This window comes from Campylobacter novaezeelandiae (genome assembly GCF_018968685.1).
Taxonomy (GTDB): Bacteria; Campylobacterota; Campylobacteria; order Campylobacterales; family Campylobacteraceae; genus Campylobacter_D; species Campylobacter_D novaezeelandiae.
In genome coordinates, this window is sequence record NZ_CP076657.1 from 1,193,111 (window position 1) to 1,212,697 (window position 19,587).

The window sequence follows — 19,587 nt, forward strand, 5'->3', positions numbered from 1 at the left end:
ATGTTAAAAGCAAGTTTAAAACCTTACTCATTTAAAGGTGTAAAACCTTAACAAGGAAGTGATGCTTTATTTAAGATAAGCCAAACGCTCTATTAGTACTGGTCAGCTAAAGGACTTTCATCCATTACACACCCAGCCTATCAAACTAGTAGTCTTCTAGAGAGCTTAGAGAAGATTCATCTTAGAGTTGGCTTCACGCTTAGATGCTTTCAGCGTTTATCCTTTCCAAACTTAGCTACGCTGCGATGCTCTTGGCAGAACAACAGCTACACCAGTGGTTTGTTCAACCCGGTCCTCTCGTACTAGGGTCAAATCTCTTCAATCTTCTTACGCCCACGGCAGATAGGGACCGAACTGTCTCACGACGTTCTGAACCCAGCTCGCGTACCGCTTTAAATGGCGAACAGCCATACCCTTGGGACCTGCTCCAGCCCCAGGATGCGATGAGCCGACATCGAGGTGCCAAACCTCCCCGTCGATGTGAGCTCTTGGGGGAGATCAGCCTGTTATCCCCGGGGTACCTTTTATCCTTTGAGCGATGGCCCTTCCACACAGAACCACCGGATCACTAAGACCGACTTTCGTCTCTGCTTGACTTGTATGTCTTGCAGTTAAGCTGGCTTATACCTTTATACTCTACTAGCGATTTCCAACCGCTATGAGCCAACCTTTGTAAGCCTCCGTTATTATTTGGGAGGCGACCGCCCCAGTCAAACTACCCACCAGACATTGTCCCACTTGAGGATAACTCAAGCTGGTTAGCTACCCAAATAAGAAAGAGTGGTATCTCAACAATGGCTCATAATAAACTGGCGTCTATTACTCAAAGCCTCCCACCTATCCTGCACATTCTTATCCAAGTAGCAGTGTCAAGCTGTAGTAAAGGTCCACGGGGTCTTTCCGTCTTGCCGCGGGTAGGAGGAATTTTCACCTCCACTACAATTTCACTGGATCCCTCTTTGAGACAGCTCCCATCTCGTTACGCCATTCATGCAGGTCGGTATTTAACCGACAAGGAATTTCGCTACCTTAGGACCGTTATAGTTACGGCCGCCGTTTACTCGGGCTTCGATCAAGAGCTTCGCTAATGCTAACCCCATCAATTAACCTTCGAGCACCGGGCAGGCGTCACACCCTATACATCCTCTTACGAGTTAGCAGAGTGCTGTGTTTTTGGTAAACAGTCGGGAGGGACTCTTTGTTGTAAGTTTCTTCGCTTTCGGAGTAAATCCTAATACGAAGCGAACCACACCTTATACCGAAGATACGGTGCTATTTTGCAGAGTTCCTTAAAGAGAGTTCTTCCACGCGCCTTAGAATACTCATCCCACCCACCTGTGTCGGTTTACGGTACGGGCAACATTAGCTAAACTTAGAAACTTTTCTTGGCTCGACGGCATCAGGGGTTCTCCTATCCATCCGAAGACTTCAAAGAGCCTTTCAGTTCTCAGAGTATTGTTATACGGATTTGCCTATATAACCTCCTACAACCTTAGACTAGCACTTCCATCCGCTAGCCCCCTTAGCCCTAAGCGTCCTTCCATCGCACACTAATGTTGGTATTGGAATATTAACCAATTTGCCATCACCTACCCCTTTCGGACTCGGCTTAGGACCCGACTAACCCTACGATGACGAGCATCGCGTAGGAAACCTTGGGTTTACGGCGTTAATGATTCTCACATTAATTATCGCTACTCATGCCTGCATGCTCACTTCTATTCGCTCCAGCACTCCTTACCGGTATACCTTCGACGCAAATAGAACGCTCTCCTACCACTTGACAAAGTCAAGTCTACAGCTTCGGTACTTACTTTAGCCCCGTTATATTTTCCGCGCAAAATCACTAGACCAGTGAGCTATTACGCTTTCTTTAAAGGATGGCTGCTTCTAAGCCAACCTCCTGGTTGTTTAAGTAACTTCACATCGTTTTCCACTTAAGTAAGATTTAGGGACCTTAGCTGGTAGTCTGGGTTGTTTCCCTCTTGACGACGGATTTTATCACTCGCCGCCTGACTGCTGTGATTACATATAAGGTATTCGGAGTTTGATAGGGTTTGGTACATTGGTGTATGCCCTAGCCCATTCAGTGCTCTACCCCCTTATATTACGACACAACGCTATACCTAAATATATTTCGGAGAGAACCAGCTATCACGAAGTTTGATTGGCCTTTCACCCCTATCCACAAGTCATCCCGGGGCTTTTCAACGCCTATGGGTTCAGTCCTCCACTAGTTCTTACACTAGCTTCAACTTGCTCATGGATAGATCACTTCGTTTCGGGTCTGCAGCATCTGACTAAAACGCCCTATTCAGACTCGCTTTCGCTACGGCTTCGCGTGTGCTTAACCTTGCCAGACACCACAACTCGCAGGCTCATTATGCAAAAGGCAGTCCATCACCCTGTATTGCTACATAGGGCTCTGAATGATTGTAAGCAAATGGTTTCAGGTTCTATTTCACTCTGATCACCTCAGTTCTTTTCACCTTTCCCTCACGGTACTTGTGCACTATCGATCTGGTAGTAGTATTTAGGGTTGGATCGTGGTCGACCCAGCTTCAGACAAAATTCCACGTGTTTCGCCCTACTCAGGATACTGCTAGTTAAAGTCAGCTTTTCGCATACGGGACTATCACCCTCTATGGCTATACTTTCCAGAATGTTCTGCTAAGCTTTTTTTATACATATTGCAGTCCTACAACCCCCAATGCAAGCATTGGGTTTGCCCTCTTACGCTTTCGCTCGCCGCTACTTACGCAATCTCTATTGATTTCTTTTCCTGAGGGTACTAAGATGTTTCAATTCCCCTCGTTCGCTCCTATTAAGGTAATGTATATCTCTATACATTGGGTTGCCCCATTCGGAAATCTACGGATCAAAGCTTCTTGACAGCTCCCCGTAGCTTATCGCAGTCTAGTACGTCCTTCATCGCCTTTACCAGTCAAGGCATCCACCATTCGCTCTTAGTAGCTTACCTTTTGACTTCTTTATAAAAAAGAAGTTTGCATAAAAGTTAGACTAGAATCTAACTTCTACCTTTTATTCTAAAACGCATCACTTCCTTGTTAAAGTTTTACAATAAGTCTTTTATATTCAAGACGGAAAGCATTTAATACTTATAAATAAATATTAAAACTCAACTTTAGATAATATTTATACTAAAGAAAAATATAAAATCTTATTCTTTAACAAGCTTAGTAAAATTGTTTTTTAAAACTTGCTTGTGACTCTTAACATTGATAAGTAAAAGAACATTTAGGTAAAACCTAAAGTAAATATATAAAAAATTATATAATTTAAATATACTTACTTTAGATTTAAACCTTTTTTCAAATCTTAATCCTATGGTGGGCCTAACAAGACTTGAACTTGTGACCTCACCCTTATCAGGGGTGCACTCTAACCAGCTGAGCTATAGGCCCTTATATGGTGGAGAATAGCGGGATCGAACCGCTGACCTCCTGCGTGCAAAGCAGGCGCTCTCCCAGCTGAGCTAATTCCCCAAAATTAGCTTTTCATCAATCTTTGAAATCTAAACAAGGATGATTGAGTTTGATTGAAGTAATAGTTGTGAGACTTATTACTTTAGTACTCTAGAAAGGAGGTGATCCAACCGCAGGTTCTCCTACGGTTACCTTGTTACGACTTCACCCCAGTCGCTGATTCCACTGTGGAAAGTAGCTATTTTAGCATCCTCGCTTCGAGTGAAATCAACTCCCATGGTGTGACGGGCGGTGAGTACAAGACCCGGGAACGTATTCACCGTAGCATGGCTGATCTACGATTACTAGCGATTCCGGCTTCATGCTCTCGAGTTGCAGAGAACAATCCGAACTGGGACATATTTTATAGATTTGCTCCACCTCGCGGTATTGCGTCTCATTGTATATGCCATTGTAGCACGTGTGTCGCCCTGGGCATAAGGGCCATGATGACTTGACGTCGTCCACACCTTCCTCCTCCTTACGAAGGCAGTCTATTTAGAGTGCTCGGCCGAACCGTTAGCAACTAAATACGTGGGTTGCGCTCGTTGCGGGACTTAACCCAACATCTCACGACACGAGCTGACGACAGCCGTGCAGCACCTGTCTCTAAGTTCTAGCAAGCTAGCACCCTCATATCTCTATAAGGTTCTTAGGATATCAAGCCCAGGTAAGGTTCTTCGCGTATCTTCGAATTAAACCACATGCTCCACCGCTTGTGCGGGTCCCCGTCTATTCCTTTGAGTTTTAATCTTGCGACCGTACTCCCCAGGCGGTATGCTTAATGCGTTAGCTGCATTACTGAGATGACTAGCACCCCAACAACTAGCATACATCGTTTAGGGCGTGGACTACCAGGGTATCTAATCCTGTTTGCTCCCCACGCTTTCGCGCCTTAGCGTCAGTTAAGTTCCAGCAGATCGCCTTCGCAATGGGTATTCTTGGTGATATCTACGGATTTTACCCCTACACCACCAATTCCATCTGCCTCTCCCTCACTCTAGATTACCAGTTTCCCAAGCAGTTTAATGGTTAAGCCATTAGATTTCACAAGAGACTTGATAATCCGCCTACGCGCCCTTTACGCCCAGTGATTCCGAGTAACGCTTGCACCCTCCGTATTACCGCGGCTGCTGGCACGGAGTTAGCCGGTGCTTATTCCTTAGGTACCGTCAGAATTCTTCCCTAAGAAAAGGAGTTTACGCTCCGAAAAGTGTCATCCTCCACGCGGCGTTGCTGCGTCAGGGTTTCCCCCATTGCGCAATATTCCCTACTGCTGCCTCCCGTAGGAGTCTGGACCGTGTCTCAGTTCCAGTGTGACTGATCATCCTCTCAGACCAGTTAAGCGTCATAGCCTTGGTAAGCCATTACCTTACCAACTAGCTGATACTATATAGTCTCATCCTACACCGAAAAAACTTTCCCTATTCAACTTATGTTAAATAGGAGTATGGGGTATTAGCACTCATTTCTAAGTGTTGTCCCCCAGTGTAGGGCAGATTAACTATACCTTACTCACCCGTGCGCCACTAATCCACTTCTAGCAAGCTAGAAGCTTCATCGTTCGACTTGCATGTATTAGGCACGCCGCCAGCGTTCACTCTGAGCCAGGATCAAACTCTCCATAATAATTTATAGATAGTTTAATCTTTTTCTTCAAAGAAAAAGTATTTGATTAAAAACTAGTTTAATCTTTATATTTTTTATAATTATAATCTGGCTCAATCGATCACTTATTTAGATTTCAAAGATTGACTATAAGATTTGAAAACAATATTAAATTAAAAGAACAAAACTTTTTTACTTAAAATAAAATAGTGAAAAAATTAAAAATAATATAATCCATAGTTTTTATTTTAAAAATAAAAAACTACTTTTTATCAAAGTATTATTTAATACAACTATTTTATTATTTTAAAAAATGCTTTTAAGGCTTTTTTGTAAAATGTAAAAAAGAAATGAGATTATATTCCTAATAAGCTTAAGGGGAGATTAAATGAGGTTTAGAATTTGGGGTTAATTTGAGAAAAATTTTATTATTTTGTGGTTGTGGTTTATAAAGATCTATGAAATTATAAACTCTCTTGAAATAGATTATTACTTAATATACTTAATATACTTAATATACTTAATATACTTAATATACTTAATATACTTAATATACTTAATATACTTAATATACTTAATATACTTAATATACTTAATATACTTAATATACTTATTTTACTTAATATACTGAATTCAATCTAATATTTTTTAATACTCCAAAATTAAAGCTAAGAGATGGTTTATTTGGGTAAAAATTCTCTCTAGCTATAACATTAGTTCAATTATCCAATACCAAAGAGCTAAAGGCTCTTTGGTATATTAAAATCTTTTTTTCTTTATATCATCAAGTATATTACTTGCTATATCACTTACTGTATTAGAAATAAGTGCTGATTCATTTGCAATCTCAACATTGTCTTTAGTAGTTTGATCTATGTGAGCTACACTTTCATTGATTTGAGTAATACCTGTAGTTTGTTCTTTTATAGATTCAGCCATATCATTGATAGATTGAACAAGTAAGTTAGTATTAGCTTCTATCTCACTTAGAGATTTTTGAGTTCTCTCAGCTAGTTTTCTAACTTCATCAGCAACAACAGCAAAGCCTCGTCCATGTTCTCCTGCACGAGCTGCTTCTATTGCAGCATTAAGTGCTAGTAGGTTGATTTGATCTGCAATATCACCTATTATACTTGTTACATTTTTAATCTCTTCACTTTGAGTGATAACATCACTTGTTTTTTGAGAAACATTTTGCATAGAAGAAGTAATTTCTTCTAATGCTGCTGCTGTTTCTTCTAATGAAGCTGCTTGAGAATTAGAAGAATTTGTTAAAGATTGAACTGCAGTTTGAAGTTTTCCACTCTCATCTGCTAAAGAATTTGCAAAGTCAGAGCTTTGTTTTAACATTTTAATAATTTCTTGTCCTAAGGCATTTGTAGTTACTTCAACTGCACCTTTAGCATCTTTTACTTCTGTTGTAAAGTCTAAGGCTCTATAACTATTAAATACTCTTTGGATTTCATTCATATTAGAACCTATTTTTTCTTGTAAAACATCTAAGAGTTTATTAAGAACGTTTTTAAGTTCAATTAATTGTGGGTTTCTAGGATTTGCAGTAATTCTTGCAGTTAAATCTCCTTTTTCTACTACTTGAACTGTTCCTACGCTTTCTTTTACTGCTTGATTATCTTGTTCTAAACCTTGTTTAGTTTGGAGTATGTTTTCATTGATCATTGCTCCCATTTTTCCAAGCTCATCATTAGAACTGATTACAATAGGTTTTACTTCGATTTTTTCATAGTTTAAAAAGCGGAAAAAGTTTTCTAAAGATTTTAATATAATTGGAATTCTAGCTCCTACTATTTTTCGTACACAAAAATAAACAACAACTAAAATTGCTATTAATATAAGTATAGTAATACCAATTAAAACAAATTGTAGTTTATATAAAGGCGCTAAAACGGATTTTTTAGGTGCTGTGACAACCATACTCCAACGACTTGAATCACCCATTGTGGTAAAGGTTGTTACACTAGCATAACTAGGATCTCCTGTTGAAGCAATATAATTATCTAATATTGTATCTTTATGTGCTTTTACAGCCTCTACTACTAAGTTTGCAGAAGGATCTTTATTGATATCAGGTAAAGTTTTTAATATAGCGTTTTTATTTTTATGTATAACAATAACTCCACTATCTGTCATTAAAAATCTTAAATCACCTTCGTAAAAATCTAATTTTGGATCAAGTATAGTTTGAGAAACCTCTAAGAAATCTAAAGTATATCCCATGACACCTACAAATTTACCACTTTTACTAAAAATAGGCATACCAAAATTTATACCTAAAAACTCAGTTCCATTGTAATTTAATTTTGTTGGAGGTCCTACAAATAAAGTATCTTTATCCCCATATCTAGCTTTTTGTTTTATTTCTTTTATAATTGCCAAGTTAGAAAAACTATTTGGAGTTTTAATTGTTTTTATTCCACCAGCTTTTCCTGTAGTTTCATCAAAAAAGATCATTGCAAAAGTATTACCATTATCACTTGTAAAATGACTATCTAATGTATGAGTTTTACTTAATACTGAAGGATCTTCTAAGTAAAGAAAAGTATAAGCTGCATAACCGCTACTATCAAAAGTATTTTTCATAAGGCTTTCAATAACATCTATATCAACCTGATCATTTTGTTCAAACATTGCATTTAAAGAAGCAGCAATACCTTTTGTTAATACCACTGATTCGTTTAAAATGCCTTCCATATAATTTACGTATCTTTTTGAAGTTAAGAAGATTGAATCTTTGGCTTCTTTTTCCATATTAGAAGCAACTTCAACAGAGACAATGCTTACTAAAATTATCATACCTATAATGATTGCTATAGCAACCGACAAAACAAGTTTTAACCCGATATTTAAAGATCTAAAGAACATAAAAACTCCTTTATAAATAAATCATAATCTTAAAAATTTAAAAATTTTATAGACTCAACTTAACTCATAAATCATTTTAAAGAAACTAAATTCAACTAAATCCAAAAATCAAGATAAAAATTATTAAATTAATAACTCCTTTCTAAAATTTCACTAGCCTTATGGGCAAATGTATGCTTAAAAACGCTAAACCAAATACGAAATAAAATTCTCATTATACTCAAAAAAAATACATAACATATATTTTAAAATTCTTTGAAACTAAAAATAAAATAATAATTCAAATTTATAAGTCTTTTTCAAAATAAAATTATTTAATTAATTTATTAAATTTTGGAACAAGGTTTTAAAGAGTTTTTAAATAAAACATATTGCTCATTAAGATTTTTAAATTTTGGGATATAAGCATAACCACTTAAAGAATCAATAACTATACAAACTTGCTTATTGGTTTTTGATCTTAATCTTATAATACAAGATTCATTCTTCTTAGCAAGGCTCTTATCGTAGACGTTTTTTGCATTTTTAAGCGGAGAATATAATCTGCCTAATTGATCAAAAACTACTCTTGTACTTCCACTGCAAGCTCCCTTAAATTCCACAGAAGAAATACCAAATTGTTCTTCTATATTAAATCTTTTACTTGCTTTTTTATCAAATTTAGAAATAACTCCACTTTGTCCTGAATTCATAAGTTTTGTAGGATTTAAAATGTCTACGGCAATTTCTCTATCAAGATTAATTTCGGTTTTGCCTAAATTAGCATTCCCATCTCCATTTTTATCTAAAAAAATCGTGTAAGTTTGTTCATTATTTGTTGCAGAGAAAGATTTTATAAAATAAAGTTGCCATTTATTTTTATACCACTCTCTTTTTGCGATATTTAACTCCCCTATTCTAAAACTTCCTTGAAGCATAGCCAAATTTCTTGTATAAATAATATCATTAAGAATTTGTATAGCTCCTTCTAATAATCTATCTTTTGGCTTATAAAAACTTACCAAACCAAAAATAATCCCTATAATAAATACAACTAAAACAAGTTCTAATAAACTAAAAGCTTTTTTCATAACTTAGTTGATAATTGATTTTATGTTTTCCAAGTTTTATAGCAATGGTTTTTAAATTCTTATTTTTTAATCCATCTTTTAAATACAATTTAGAACTATTTTTAATACCATAAAAACGTAATCTTTTTTGTAAAGCAGGAGAAGTTGTATGAACCTCATTGATACCTTCTTTTTTAAGTTTTATGCTTAACTCTTTTGCAATATGATAATTATAAGCAAAATGTAATTTTGGATCTTTTATAAAAAAATATAAAATATGATTGCCTAAAATAAGCAAATAAAATATAACCAAAAATAAAACACTAAGTCTAATAAGAATCTTATATTTACTTCTAAATTCTGGCAATCTTACGCGATAAGATTGCATTAAGGCTTTTATGAGTAAAGGGGTGCAAATCACACAAAAAGGTAAAAAATCTTCTAAGGATAATTTTTGCCTTAAAGAGAGCAAAGAACAAAAAATAAAAGTTGTGCTGATTAAAAACCAAAGCAGATTTTTATTTTTTTTAAAAGCCAATCTATAAATCACATAAAAAAAATAAACAAATATCAAAGGTGAAAAACAAAGAGAAAAAATTCCAAGAGTATCCAAAAAATAACCTTTGGGTTTACCTCCTACATCAAAGCCATAAAAAAATACACAAGATAAAAAAAGAAAAAATGAAAAAGAAAAAAGAAAAATATCGCGCTTATAAATTCCAAAAAAGAAAAAAGTCAAAAACAAAACAATAAAAGACTTATCCACAAAAAAAGCAAAAAGCAAAAGCAAAAAAAATAAAATTTTTTTCTCATATTCATAAGCACAAAGTATAGCTAAAGATAAAAAGATTACATATGAAGCTTCGTTTACAAGCAAAGCACTAGCTACACTCCCAGGCAATAAAATAAAAAGAAACAAAGAGAAAAAAACATCTTTATCTGTTTTATTGTATTTTTTGGCAAGCAAATACAATAAAATACAACTTAAAATATGAATGATCACAAAAGGCATACGCAAGCCAAAATCATTTTGTCCAAAAATAAAAGTTCCAAAATGGCTTATATAATAAAGCAAGCCTTTGCTATCAAAATAAATCTTAGCTTCATCAGCGCTAATGCTTAAAGTTGAAATTCCATAAAAAAGGGCCAATAAATCTAAACCTAATAATAAAATAAAATATTTAAAATATTTGTTTTCTTTCATAAGCTAATTCTAGCTTAAATAAACTTAATAAATTTCTTAAATCATTTGTATTTTAAAAGCTCTTCATTTATCTTTTGCTCTATCTTTAAAAGTTCTTCATAGTTTTTCTTGCTTTGCTCTAAAAACTCATCAAATTTAAAACCAAGCATTACGATACGATATAAATTAGGCTTATATTTTCTCCAATTATACAAAGTGCTAACATCAATATCCAATTCATACGCCATATCTCGTTTGGTTTTTTTAGGCAAAACTTTTCCTTAATATTTAAAATTTAATGATTTTATAAAAATTTTTCTTTATTAAAAACAATTGAAATATTCAATTAATTTTTAAATAAATATTTAATATTTCAATATTTATTAAGTTTTTATTAGCAATAATTCGACTCTAAATATTTATAAAGGATTTTATATGGATTTTAACTCTTTACTACTTAGTATTGGAGATAAACTGCCAAAAGATGGTATATCTGCAGTGACACTAAAGGAAAAATTCGAACGTCTCAACGAAGATAAGCAAAAACAAGTAGCAACACAGCTTTTGACGATCAAGCTACAAAGTCCTGCTTTGGTTTTTTGGGTAGGAACTTTTTTCTTTGGCTCTCTTGGCGTTGGACGCTTTATGATAGGGGATATGGTTTTAGGTTTTGTGCGTTTAGGACTTGTTATTGCTTCAATTATTCTTGGTATTTTTGTTGTAATTGTAGGTGTAACTGGAATTTTACTACATATTTATAATTTATTGACGTATGCTGTTTGGATTTGGTGGATTGTAGATATGTTTTTAGTAGGTAAAAAACTAAGAAAGCAAAATTTTGAAAAAATAAATAAAATTATTGAAGGAATATAAAATGAAAATTAAGTATTTCTTGCAAGTAAAAGGTTCTGCTGATACAGGTAAAACTAGCACCATAACAAGAACTTTTTTAAAAATATTAGAGCAAGAACAAAATAAATTAGAAAAAATTAAAAATTTAGATTCGGGTGATTTTATTGCTTTAATTAATATAGAAAATAAAAATTTAGCTTTTATTAGCTGTGGTGATATCAAAAGAGTTAGTGAAAAAACTTATAATATACTTTTAGAACTCTCTCAAAAAGATATAGATATTTTAATTCTAACAACAAGAACCAGAGGAAATACTATTGAATTTTGGGAGGCAATACTAAAAGAAAATCATAAAGAAAATTTTGATGATGTTTTAGAAAACAAAGAATGGTTTGCACCTGAAAATAAGAAAGAAATTGATCCTTATATAGATACACAAAGCAATAAACTTTTAAAAAAAATTGAAAAAGCATTGAAAGAAATACAATGAAAAAAGCTCTTATTATAATGTTAATCCCTTATATCTTTTTAGTAAATTTAGCTTTTGCTAATACATTGCAAGACTTTAAGCAAGGTTTTACAACTAATTGTATGCAAGGAAATACAAAAATGAAAAATTTTTGTAATTGTGCCGCAAGTATAACAGCTAATCATTTTAAAGAAGAACTAATAGAAGCTGACTCTTTGCCTAAAACACAAGAAAATATTAAAAAAATACAAGATCTAATACTAAGAATAACTCAATTTAGTTTTGATCAAAATAATTTTGAAGCTTGTATGGGATATTTGGAATAATAATGAAAAAAATTATAATCATTTTACTTTGCCTTAGCTCTTTTTCTTATGCATTTTGGTTTGATACTAAACCAAAATGCAATGATGAAGTAGTTTTGCAAACCTTAAAAGAAATTTTAGATAAGGATGAATGGATTTATGTTGAATATGGACTTGATGAAAAGTCTTTAAAAGCGTTATATTTAAGTCTTAATGGCATGGACTTAAGAGAATTAGAAGCCTTATTATCCACTGATACACTAGGAGTTTTAAAAGCTAGTTTTAAATCATTATTTGATTTAAAAGAATATGCCAATGAATTTATTTATACCCAATTTAGTGATTTTATCACAGAAGAAAATGAAAGCAAAAAAATCACTTATTGTCAAGCAACCCTAACAATTACTTATCCCCAAATGCCCAAAGAAATGTTTCAAAGATATAAAAATGGATCTTTAAAAGGAGCTTTATTTAAAGGAGGTGATGTAGAAGAAAGTGTGCGTTATAGTGCCAGATACACAGATGATGGTACAAAAATTTATGTAGAATTTTTAGATAATTAAAAGGAGTAAAAATGACAAAATTTTTAAGTGCTTGTAGCATAATTGCAGTATTATTAAGCGGTTGTGGAAGTGATTTTCCTGGACAACCAAGTGGAGTGGTAAAAGTGCAATCAACAAACTATCCAAATGGAAATTTAAGAAGTGAAACACCTTATAATAAAGAATCAAGAGTTCATGGAGTTAAAAGAGAATTCTATGATAATGGACAAATAGCGTCTGAAACAAATTATAAAGATGGTAAAAAAGAAGGGGCATATAAAAGTTTTTATCCAAATGGTAATCTTCAAGAAGAATATAACTTCTCAAATAATAAACCTATTGGAGAATTTAAAACTTATTTTGACAATGGTCAAGTTTATCAAAGTGGAAATTATATCATTACAAAATCAAAAAAAGATGGTTTAAGTGGTATTTATAAACAATACTATGCTAATGGACAAATAGCTAAAGAAGAGAATTATAATGATAATGGTGAACTTAATGGCGAACAAAAAGAGCATGATCAAGATGGTGCTCTAATATTTGAGGGAAACTTTAAAAATGGCAAAAAAGATGGAATTTTTAGATATTATCGAAATGGAGAGATTATAAAAGAAGAAGAATTTAAAAATGGTGTTTTAATACAAAAACCTAAAAATTAAAGAGATTAAATATATCAAAAAAATAATTTTATTTCTTTTTTACAAAATTGGCATTTATTAAAACTAATGCTTGATACCTGTAGTAACTCTTTAATTATTTTAAAACTAAAGAGTTACGTTTTACCTTTTATAAATTACTTGTTTTAAACATGAAAAGGAGAAAATATGGATGATAATGTTTTTCTTTTAAATATCCAAGATAAAATAAATCAAGAAGATCTCTTTAATATAAGAATGAAATTTGAACAATTGCAAAATAAAAAAGAGATTTTATCCAATTTAGTATTTTTAAAACTTCAAGATCCTATAAAACCTTTAATTGCTAGTATAATAAGTGGTTGCTTATGTTTAGGTTTCTTAGCACTTGATAGATTTATGATGAAAGATTATATATTAGGATCGTTACGCTTGGTTTTATCCTTATTTCCTTGTATATTGTTTCTTATTTTAGGAACAAATTATGAACAAGATACAGATTTATCTGAAATCTTTTTTGTATTTTTTTGTATTTTTTTAATATGTGGCATTATTTGGTGGGGAGTTGATTTATTTTTAGTTTATAAAAAAATTAAAAAAGAAAATTATAATAAAATTATGGAATTTATTTTTAACTATCAAAAAATTTAATTTTAAAATTAAAATTCAAGTCTCTTTCGTTACAATTTTCAAATAAATTTTTTAGCAAACAAAGGATAAGTATGGTTGAAGTAAAAAATCTTACTATGCGTTTTGCCAATCAACTTTTATTTGAAAATGTAAATTTAAAGCTTGTTCGAGGGCAAAGATATGGGCTAATTGGTGCAAATGGTGCAGGAAAATCAACCTTTTTAAAAATTCTTTCAAATGAAATAGAAGCTAGTAGTGGAGAAGTAGTTTTTGATGAAGGATTAAGAATCGCTGTTTTAGGACAGGATCAATTTGCCTTTGAAAATTACACTATCAAAGATGCAGTAATGTGTGCAAACAAAAGATTATATGAGGCCTTAAAAGAAAAAGAAAAGCTTTATATGAGCGAAGAATTTACAGATGAAATCAATGAACGCTTAAGCGAACTTGAAATGATATGTGCCGAAGAGGATCCAAACTATGATTGTGAAGTGCGTTGTGAAAAAATCTTAAGTTCTTTAAAAATAAAAGATTTTGATGCTTTAATGAGCACTTTAAAAAGTGCGGATAAATTTAAGGTTTTGCTTGCTCAAGTGTTATTTTTAGGTGCTGATGTATTATTTTTAGATGAGCCCACAAACAACCTTGATTTAGAAGCCATTTCTTGGCTTGAAAATGAACTTTTAAGGCATGAGGGAACTTTAGTTGTGATTTCTCATGATAGACATTTTTTAAATAGAATTTGCACACGAATTTTAGATGTAGATTTTAAACAGATTAGAGATTTTGCAGGAAATTATGATGATTGGTATATGGCTTCTACCCTACTTGCTAAACAAGCAGAACTTAAAAGAGATAAAGCCTTAAAAGAAAAAGAAGAATTAGAAAATTTCATTCGTCGCTTTAGTGCCAATGCTTCAAAAGCAAAACAAGCTACAAGTAGAGCCAAAGCTTTAGAAAAATTAGAACTTGAAGAAATTAAAATCTCAACAAGACGCGATCCTAGTATAGTATTTAGGACTAGCAGAGAAATAGGTAATGAAATCTTAGAATTTAAAGAAATCTCTAAAACTTATGATAAAAAACTATTTTCAAATTTAAATTTAAAAATAGAAAAAAATGACAAAATAGCATTAATTGGTGCTAATGGGGTTGGCAAATCTACTCTTGCTAAAATTATTATGAATGAAATAAATCCAGATAGCGGCAATGTGCATTTGGGTGCTACAATGGAACTTGGATATTTTCCACAAGATACAAGCAATATTATAAATGAAAATTTAAAACTTTACGAATGGCTTATGAGTGAAAAATTTAAAGATTTAGATGAAATTCGCAAATGCTTAGGTAGAATGCTCTTTAGCGGAAGCGAACAAGAAAAAATGGCAGCTAATTTAAGTGGAGGCGAAAAACATCGCTTAATGCTCTCACGACTTATGCTAGAAAAACCGAATTTTTTAATCTTAGATGAGCCAGATAACCATTTAGATCTTGAAAGTATTATAGCCTTAGGGGAAGCTTTGTATAATTTTAAAGGGGTGGCACTTTGCATTAGTCATGATAGAGAGTTAATAAGCTCATTTGCAAATCGCATTTGGGAATTAAAAGATGGAGAACTTTTGGATTTTCGCGGAAGTTATGAAGAATTTTTAGGAGAAAAAAATGGCTAAATTTAGAATTCAATACAGTGCTGGTTTTGGTCACTTCACACAAAATCATAAAGGCTTTGGACCAACTATTTATATAGAAGAAATTGTTGAATTTGACAATGGAAAAGACTATTTTGATTATATAGACTTTTATAAAAAATATTCTAAAGCAGATGACACTTATTTTCATATTAGTTTTTTAGAAGATAGAAAATTAAGCGAAAAAGAACTTCAAATTCGCAATGAATATAGAAAATTAAGGGATCAAAATTGTAAAAAAGCTAAAGAAGAATTTATCAAAAATCACGAATTAGATCCTGAATTTATTGCTCCGTGCGGAGATTAAGGAACATTTTTTGCTTGCATAATTTCGTTTTTAAAAGGAGAAATAATGCAAACAAATTTTAAAATCATAAGCTCTTATGAATATGATGTTTCAAGCGGGGTTTATAAACAGGTAAATAAAGAAGTTGAAGATTTTTCTTCTAGCGATCAACAAAGCTTTATGGATATGCTTTCAAATGAAAGCGATCAAAAGCAACAAACTTCTTTAGAAACTCAAAATGAAATCACACCAGAAAAAAACTCTACTATAAGTTCTTATGCTTTAAATTCAAATTTGTATTCTTATCGTTTTAGACAAAATGAAAGCTTACAAATGCAATCACAATTTTCAAATCAAAATGAACAAAATACACAAAATAAAGTTTTAAATGAACTTTTAGGAATGATTTAAACTGATAAGAATTTGAAATCTTTAAAAGAAAAATTTTTTAAAAAAATTTCAAATTCTTGCTCTTGAATTTCATTTAAATAAAGTGTTATTAATACTATATCTTCTTTAAATTCTTTTTTAGAAGATATAGAAAATTTTTTAAAAAAATATTCAAAACGACTAAAAACTTTTAAATTGATAGAAATTTTAATCGTCCTTTGAATTTCATAAGGTTTTAAAATAGCATTCTCAATTGCCTTATTAACTGCTTCACTATAAGCTCTTACAAGCCCACCCGTGCCAAGCTTAATTCCTCCAAAATAACGAACAATAATAACAGCTGTATTAATAAGTTCATTCCCCCTTAAAACATTTAAAGCAGGCATTGCAGAAGTACCTTTTGGTTCTTTATCATCATTTTTATCCTCTATAATTTGATTAAATTCGTTTAAAATTCTATAAGCATAAACAAAATGAACTGCTTTTGGGTGATCTTTTTTAAGTTTTTCAAGTAAATTTTTAAACTCTTCAAAAGGACATAAAAATGCCCAAAAAGTAGATTTTTTTACTTCTATTTTATTTTGATAAACTTGAACAATAGTTTTCATTTACACCTTTTTAAAACTAGATAATATTTTTTAATTTCTTGTTGAAATATTATTAGATTTAATCAAAATTTATACAAAAATCATAATTCAAAAATGATCAAATCATAAAAAAATCTTTTTAAAATATTAAAATTTAGCTATAATCAAAATTTAGCTTGAAATATTTAAGAAAATTTGACTTAAATATTAATACTATTTCCAAATCAATTAAAATTAATTGATTGAAGTTAATCTATAAAAATTAATAATTAATTTTAGCTTTTAAATAAAAAATTTATTCTAAATTTTAAGAATTATAAGGTAAATCTATGTTTTTTTTAGAATTTTTAAGTTTTTCAAGTTTAATTTTTGAAATTTTAGCTTTGTTATTATCCTTTTATTTTAAAAATACAAAAATATTTTTCATCAATTTTGCTTTTATATTTTTTAAATTATTTTATTTTTATGCTAGCACTTTTCAAGTTCATCTTTTTACTTCGTTATTTTTACCTTTTGTATTTTTTATACTCTCTTTAAAAAAACAAAATGATCTTATTTTTGATAAAAAAAATATTAGCATAGTAGTATTTTTTCTTTTAATATCAATTCTAGGGTTTATATTGATTAAAAATACAGAATTTAATGCTTCAATGCTTAATTTTCATCTTTTTAGCTTTTTTAATCCTATAAGCGAGCTAAGTTTGATATTTTTTATTTTTGAACTTATATTTCTAAGTTTTATATGTTTTAAAAAAAAGGAATTTTTCTATATAATTGCATTCATAGGAGCTTACATACAATTTTTATTTAATAGCACTTTAAAAGTATCATATTTTGAGCTCTCAAGTATATTTTTTTGCATTTATCTTCTTTGTCAAGCTTATAAAAATATCTTTTTTGATCCTTTGACCAAATTTCCAAATGAAAAAAAACTTATGTATTTTATAAAAGGAAAAAAAGAATTCAGTATAGCATTGCTTCATTTTACAGAATTCAAATTTATAAAAGAAAGCTATAAAAAACTTATTTTAAAACAAATTGCTAAAACTTTAAAATATTTAAAAGCTAAAATTTTTATAGTGGAGAATGATTTTATTTTTATATTTAAAGACGAAAATACAGCTTTAACTCATCTCTCTTATATAGAATCTTTGTTAAAAAATACAGAAATATGCCTTGAAAACGAAAAATTTAAACCAGAATTTAAAATATTTTTAAAAAATAATCAAAATAGCATTAAAGAAAGTTTAATAATCTTGAGGGAAGAACTCCCTTAAGATTATTTTTCAAGTGCCTCAGAATCAATAATTAATTTTACATCATCACTTAAAGTTATTGTTGAAACACTAGAAGCAAAATTAAAATCAGAACGTTTAATTAAACCGCTTAAAGTAAAACCTATTTTTTCTTTGCCATCTTTTGTTTTAATTGCTCCACCAATCTCAGTATCTAATACCACTTCTTTAGACACACCGGCTATAGTTAAAATTCCTGTCATTTTTCCTTTTTCATTGCTAATTTTTTCATATTTTTTCATCGCAAAAGTCATATCTGGATATTTTTTTGCTTTAAAAAAATCATCTTGCAATAAATGATTGTCTCTTGTTTGATTTTCTGTATTGATTGAAGATACTTTAATTGTTGCTTCTAATTTTTTAAATTCAAAAGTTGTTGGATCAAAATCAATTATAGCATTATAGTCTTTAAAACTCCCATTAACATTGCTAATTTGCAAATGTTTAATTTTAAAACCAACATTTGTATGTGATTTATCTAGCGTATATTCTTTAGCAAAAGCTACACTTCCTAACAAAGAAAAAGCTAAAATAGAACTTAAAAAAATTTTTTTCATTTTTTCTCCTAAATATATTTTATTAAAAACAAAAATATTTTATTTAGTAAAAATTAACTAAGCATTAATCAAAAGATTTTATTAAAAATTTAATAAAATCATTAAAATCAGCTAAATTTAAATCTTTTTCATCTCTTTGTTGCTTACCCCACATGCACTCAGGAAAAAAAGCATCTTCTTTAAATCTTGCCATTATATGAAAATGCACCCTTGGAACATAATTTGCAAAAGATGCTATATTTATTTTATCAGGTCTATAAAATTGAATCATAGCTTTTTCACATGCTAAAATTTTTTTAAATAATTCTTCTTGTAAAAAACTAGGACAATCACTAAATTCTTTATAAGGTTCTTTAGTAAAAATTTTAATCCAAGGAATTTGAGAATTTTCTTTTTCTATATAAATTAACTCATTTTCATAAATCATTTAAACTCCTTAAAACTGTTATTGAATTCTACAAAATTTTTATTTTTATAAAAATTTAGATAAAATAAAATATACATTTTTAAAGTAAAGGAGTTTTTAAAATGAATATTAATTTTAACACAAATTATTCTTTAAATCTTGCTCAACAAAACTCCGATAAAACTTTAAATAATAAAGATAAAAATGAAGACGATACACAAAAACAAGTTGTCAATGGTCTAGAACTTGATGCTAAACAAATACAACAATTAAGAGAATTACAAAGTACAGATAGAGAAGTAAAAGCCCATGAAGCAGCACATCAGGCCGCTGGAGGATCTTTAGCGGGTGGAGCAAGCTATAGCTATGTTAAAGGTCCTGACAATCAAATGTATGCAGTATCTGGAGAAGTTCCTATACGTATGCAAAAGGGCAATACCCCAGATGAAACCATAGCTAATGCAAGACAAATTGCTTCAGCAGCTATGGCACCTGCTAATCCTAGTCCTCAAGATTATAAAGTTGCAGCAAATGCTCTTAAACTTGAAATGGAAGCAAGATCTGAAGCAGTAAAGCTTAAAGCTGAAAAAAACATTCAAGATAAAAAAGATAAAGAACAAAACGAAAACACAAATAAAACTGAAAATAATAAAGATTTTAAAAATTTTGTTAGCAATATTTATAAAAATAATTCTTTAGATTTAAGTTTAAATTTTAATATAGCTTCTTAAAATCTA

The 19,587-nt window shown here is 30.8% G+C and carries 18 protein-coding genes, 2 tRNA genes and 2 rRNA genes; 11 read left to right on the forward strand and 11 right to left on the reverse strand.

Features of this window, described 5'->3' with window-relative positions; all coding sequences use genetic code 11:
- Window positions 1-71: 71 nt before the first annotated feature.
- From CNZW441b_RS06075 to CNZW441b_RS06110, 8 genes are all read right to left on the reverse strand, one after another.
- Window positions 72-2,980 (reverse strand): 23S ribosomal RNA (locus tag CNZW441b_RS06075).
- 368 nt (window positions 2,981-3,348) lie between these two features.
- Window positions 3,349-3,425: transfer RNA gene (locus tag CNZW441b_RS06080), tRNA-Ile, on the reverse strand.
- 5 nt (window positions 3,426-3,430) lie between these two features.
- Window positions 3,431-3,506, reverse strand: a tRNA-Ala gene (locus tag CNZW441b_RS06085).
- 94 nt (window positions 3,507-3,600) lie between these two features.
- A 16S ribosomal RNA gene (locus CNZW441b_RS06090) occupies window positions 3,601-5,114 on the reverse strand.
- Together the 16S and 23S rRNA genes with 2 tRNA genes alongside form the textbook arrangement of a ribosomal RNA operon.
- Window positions 5,115-5,852: 738 nt before the next feature.
- Window positions 5,853-7,973: a methyl-accepting chemotaxis protein gene (locus CNZW441b_RS06095; RefSeq protein ID WP_216681307.1), complete on the reverse strand. Its 2,121-nt coding sequence runs from the start codon at window positions 7,971-7,973 to the stop codon at window positions 5,853-5,855.
- A gap of 326 nt (window positions 7,974-8,299) precedes the next feature.
- Complete coding sequence (locus CNZW441b_RS06100) at window positions 8,300-9,043, reverse strand: pilus assembly FimT family protein (protein WP_131165855.1); 744 nt, start codon at window positions 9,041-9,043, stop codon at window positions 8,300-8,302.
- Entirely contained in the window at window positions 9,027-10,226 is a 1,200-nt protein-coding gene (locus CNZW441b_RS06105; protein WP_216681308.1) for a glycosyltransferase family protein, read from the reverse strand. Before CNZW441b_RS06105 ends, CNZW441b_RS06100 begins: the two co-directional genes overlap by 17 nt.
- 41 nt (window positions 10,227-10,267) lie before the next feature.
- The gene (locus CNZW441b_RS06110) at window positions 10,268-10,477 is read right to left on the reverse strand and encodes a transcriptional regulator (RefSeq protein WP_131165857.1); all 210 of its coding nucleotides are present in this window, start codon (window positions 10,475-10,477) and stop codon (window positions 10,268-10,270) included.
- Between the two features lie 163 nt (window positions 10,478-10,640).
- On the opposite strand from CNZW441b_RS06110, the gene CNZW441b_RS06115 reads away from it, so the two are divergent.
- The 9 genes from CNZW441b_RS06115 (at window position 10,641) to CNZW441b_RS06155 (ending at window position 16,026) form a co-directional block, all read left to right on the forward strand.
- Entirely contained in the window at window positions 10,641-11,078 is a 438-nt protein-coding gene (locus tag CNZW441b_RS06115) for a hypothetical protein (RefSeq protein WP_131165858.1), read from the forward strand.
- Between the two features lies 1 nt (window position 11,079).
- Window positions 11,080-11,547: a hypothetical protein gene (locus CNZW441b_RS06120; RefSeq protein WP_131165859.1), complete on the forward strand. Its 468-nt coding sequence runs from the start codon at window positions 11,080-11,082 to the stop codon at window positions 11,545-11,547.
- Entirely contained in the window at window positions 11,544-11,852 is a 309-nt protein-coding gene (locus CNZW441b_RS06125; protein WP_131165860.1) for a hypothetical protein, read from the forward strand. The genes CNZW441b_RS06120 and CNZW441b_RS06125 overlap by 4 nt, the downstream gene beginning before the upstream one ends.
- 2 nt (window positions 11,853-11,854) lie before the next feature.
- Entirely contained in the window at window positions 11,855-12,394 is a 540-nt protein-coding gene (locus CNZW441b_RS06130; RefSeq protein WP_216681309.1) for a hypothetical protein, read from the forward strand.
- Between the two features lie 11 nt (window positions 12,395-12,405).
- Window positions 12,406-13,035 (forward strand): toxin-antitoxin system YwqK family antitoxin, encoded by a 630-nt coding sequence (locus tag CNZW441b_RS06135; RefSeq protein WP_216681310.1) that lies wholly within the window; start codon window positions 12,406-12,408, stop codon window positions 13,033-13,035.
- Window positions 13,036-13,200: 165 nt separating this feature from the next.
- Entirely contained in the window at window positions 13,201-13,662 is a 462-nt protein-coding gene (locus CNZW441b_RS06140; RefSeq protein ID WP_216681311.1) for a hypothetical protein, read from the forward strand.
- A 71-nt stretch (window positions 13,663-13,733) separates the two neighbouring features.
- Window positions 13,734-15,311, forward strand: a complete 1,578-nt coding sequence (gene abc-f / locus CNZW441b_RS06145; RefSeq protein ID WP_216681312.1) for a ribosomal protection-like ABC-F family protein — start codon at window positions 13,734-13,736, stop codon at window positions 15,309-15,311.
- Entirely contained in the window at window positions 15,304-15,636 is a 333-nt protein-coding gene (locus CNZW441b_RS06150; protein WP_131165865.1) for a hypothetical protein, read from the forward strand. Before abc-f ends, CNZW441b_RS06150 begins: the two co-directional genes overlap by 8 nt.
- A gap of 45 nt (window positions 15,637-15,681) precedes the next feature.
- On the forward strand, window positions 15,682-16,026 hold the full coding sequence (locus CNZW441b_RS06155) for a hypothetical protein (RefSeq protein ID WP_131165866.1): 345 nt from the start codon (window positions 15,682-15,684) through the stop codon (window positions 16,024-16,026).
- Here the strand turns inward: CNZW441b_RS06155 and CNZW441b_RS06160 are convergent.
- Window positions 16,023-16,613: an IMPACT family protein gene (locus CNZW441b_RS06160; protein ID WP_131165867.1), complete on the reverse strand. Its 591-nt coding sequence runs from the start codon at window positions 16,611-16,613 to the stop codon at window positions 16,023-16,025. The genes CNZW441b_RS06155 and CNZW441b_RS06160 overlap by 4 nt on opposite strands.
- 308 nt (window positions 16,614-16,921) lie before the next feature.
- On the opposite strand from CNZW441b_RS06160, the gene CNZW441b_RS06165 reads away from it, so the two are divergent.
- Window positions 16,922-17,869 carry a hypothetical protein gene (locus CNZW441b_RS06165; RefSeq protein ID WP_131165868.1) on the forward strand — a complete coding sequence of 316 codons (948 nt, stop codon included), beginning with the start codon at window positions 16,922-16,924 and terminating at the stop codon, window positions 17,867-17,869.
- Between the two features lie 2 nt (window positions 17,870-17,871).
- Here CNZW441b_RS06165 and CNZW441b_RS06170 read toward each other — a convergent pair whose 3' ends face one another.
- Both CNZW441b_RS06170 and CNZW441b_RS06175 read right to left on the reverse strand, forming a co-directional pair.
- Window positions 17,872-18,444 (reverse strand): YceI family protein, encoded by a 573-nt coding sequence (locus CNZW441b_RS06170; protein WP_131165869.1) that lies wholly within the window; start codon window positions 18,442-18,444, stop codon window positions 17,872-17,874.
- Window positions 18,445-18,508: 64 nt separating this feature from the next.
- Window positions 18,509-18,871: an HIT family protein gene (locus tag CNZW441b_RS06175; RefSeq protein ID WP_131165870.1), complete on the reverse strand. Its 363-nt coding sequence runs from the start codon at window positions 18,869-18,871 to the stop codon at window positions 18,509-18,511.
- A 101-nt stretch (window positions 18,872-18,972) separates the two neighbouring features.
- On the opposite strand from CNZW441b_RS06175, the gene CNZW441b_RS06180 reads away from it, so the two are divergent.
- Entirely contained in the window at window positions 18,973-19,581 is a 609-nt protein-coding gene (locus tag CNZW441b_RS06180) for a putative metalloprotease CJM1_0395 family protein (RefSeq protein WP_131165871.1), read from the forward strand.
- Window positions 19,582-19,587 lie beyond the last annotated feature (6 nt).

Coding starts and splice junctions, on each gene's coding strand:
- CNZW441b_RS06095 (WP_216681307.1), bottom strand. CDS start 7,973: ATGTTCTTTAGATCTTTAAATATCGGGTTAAAACTTGTTTTGTCGGTT.
- CNZW441b_RS06100 (WP_131165855.1), bottom strand. CDS start 9,043: ATGAAAAAAGCTTTTAGTTTATTAGAACTTGTTTTAGTTGTATTTATT.
- CNZW441b_RS06105 (WP_216681308.1), bottom strand. CDS start 10,226: ATGAAAGAAAACAAATATTTTAAATATTTTATTTTATTATTAGGTTTA.
- CNZW441b_RS06115 (WP_131165858.1), top strand. CDS start 10,641: ATGGATTTTAACTCTTTACTACTTAGTATTGGAGATAAACTGCCAAAA.
- CNZW441b_RS06120 (WP_131165859.1), top strand. CDS start 11,080: ATGAAAATTAAGTATTTCTTGCAAGTAAAAGGTTCTGCTGATACAGGT.
- CNZW441b_RS06125 (WP_131165860.1), top strand. CDS start 11,544: ATGAAAAAAGCTCTTATTATAATGTTAATCCCTTATATCTTTTTAGTA.
- CNZW441b_RS06130 (WP_216681309.1), top strand. CDS start 11,855: ATGAAAAAAATTATAATCATTTTACTTTGCCTTAGCTCTTTTTCTTAT.
- CNZW441b_RS06135 (WP_216681310.1), top strand. CDS start 12,406: ATGACAAAATTTTTAAGTGCTTGTAGCATAATTGCAGTATTATTAAGC.
- CNZW441b_RS06140 (WP_216681311.1), top strand. CDS start 13,201: ATGGATGATAATGTTTTTCTTTTAAATATCCAAGATAAAATAAATCAA.
- abc-f (WP_216681312.1), top strand. CDS start 13,734: ATGGTTGAAGTAAAAAATCTTACTATGCGTTTTGCCAATCAACTTTTA.
- CNZW441b_RS06150 (WP_131165865.1), top strand. CDS start 15,304: ATGGCTAAATTTAGAATTCAATACAGTGCTGGTTTTGGTCACTTCACA.
- CNZW441b_RS06155 (WP_131165866.1), top strand. CDS start 15,682: ATGCAAACAAATTTTAAAATCATAAGCTCTTATGAATATGATGTTTCA.
- CNZW441b_RS06160 (WP_131165867.1), bottom strand. CDS start 16,613: ATGAAAACTATTGTTCAAGTTTATCAAAATAAAATAGAAGTAAAAAAA.
- CNZW441b_RS06165 (WP_131165868.1), top strand. CDS start 16,922: ATGTTTTTTTTAGAATTTTTAAGTTTTTCAAGTTTAATTTTTGAAATT.
- CNZW441b_RS06170 (WP_131165869.1), bottom strand. CDS start 18,444: ATGAAAAAAATTTTTTTAAGTTCTATTTTAGCTTTTTCTTTGTTAGGA.
- CNZW441b_RS06175 (WP_131165870.1), bottom strand. CDS start 18,871: ATGATTTATGAAAATGAGTTAATTTATATAGAAAAAGAAAATTCTCAA.
- CNZW441b_RS06180 (WP_131165871.1), top strand. CDS start 18,973: ATGAATATTAATTTTAACACAAATTATTCTTTAAATCTTGCTCAACAA.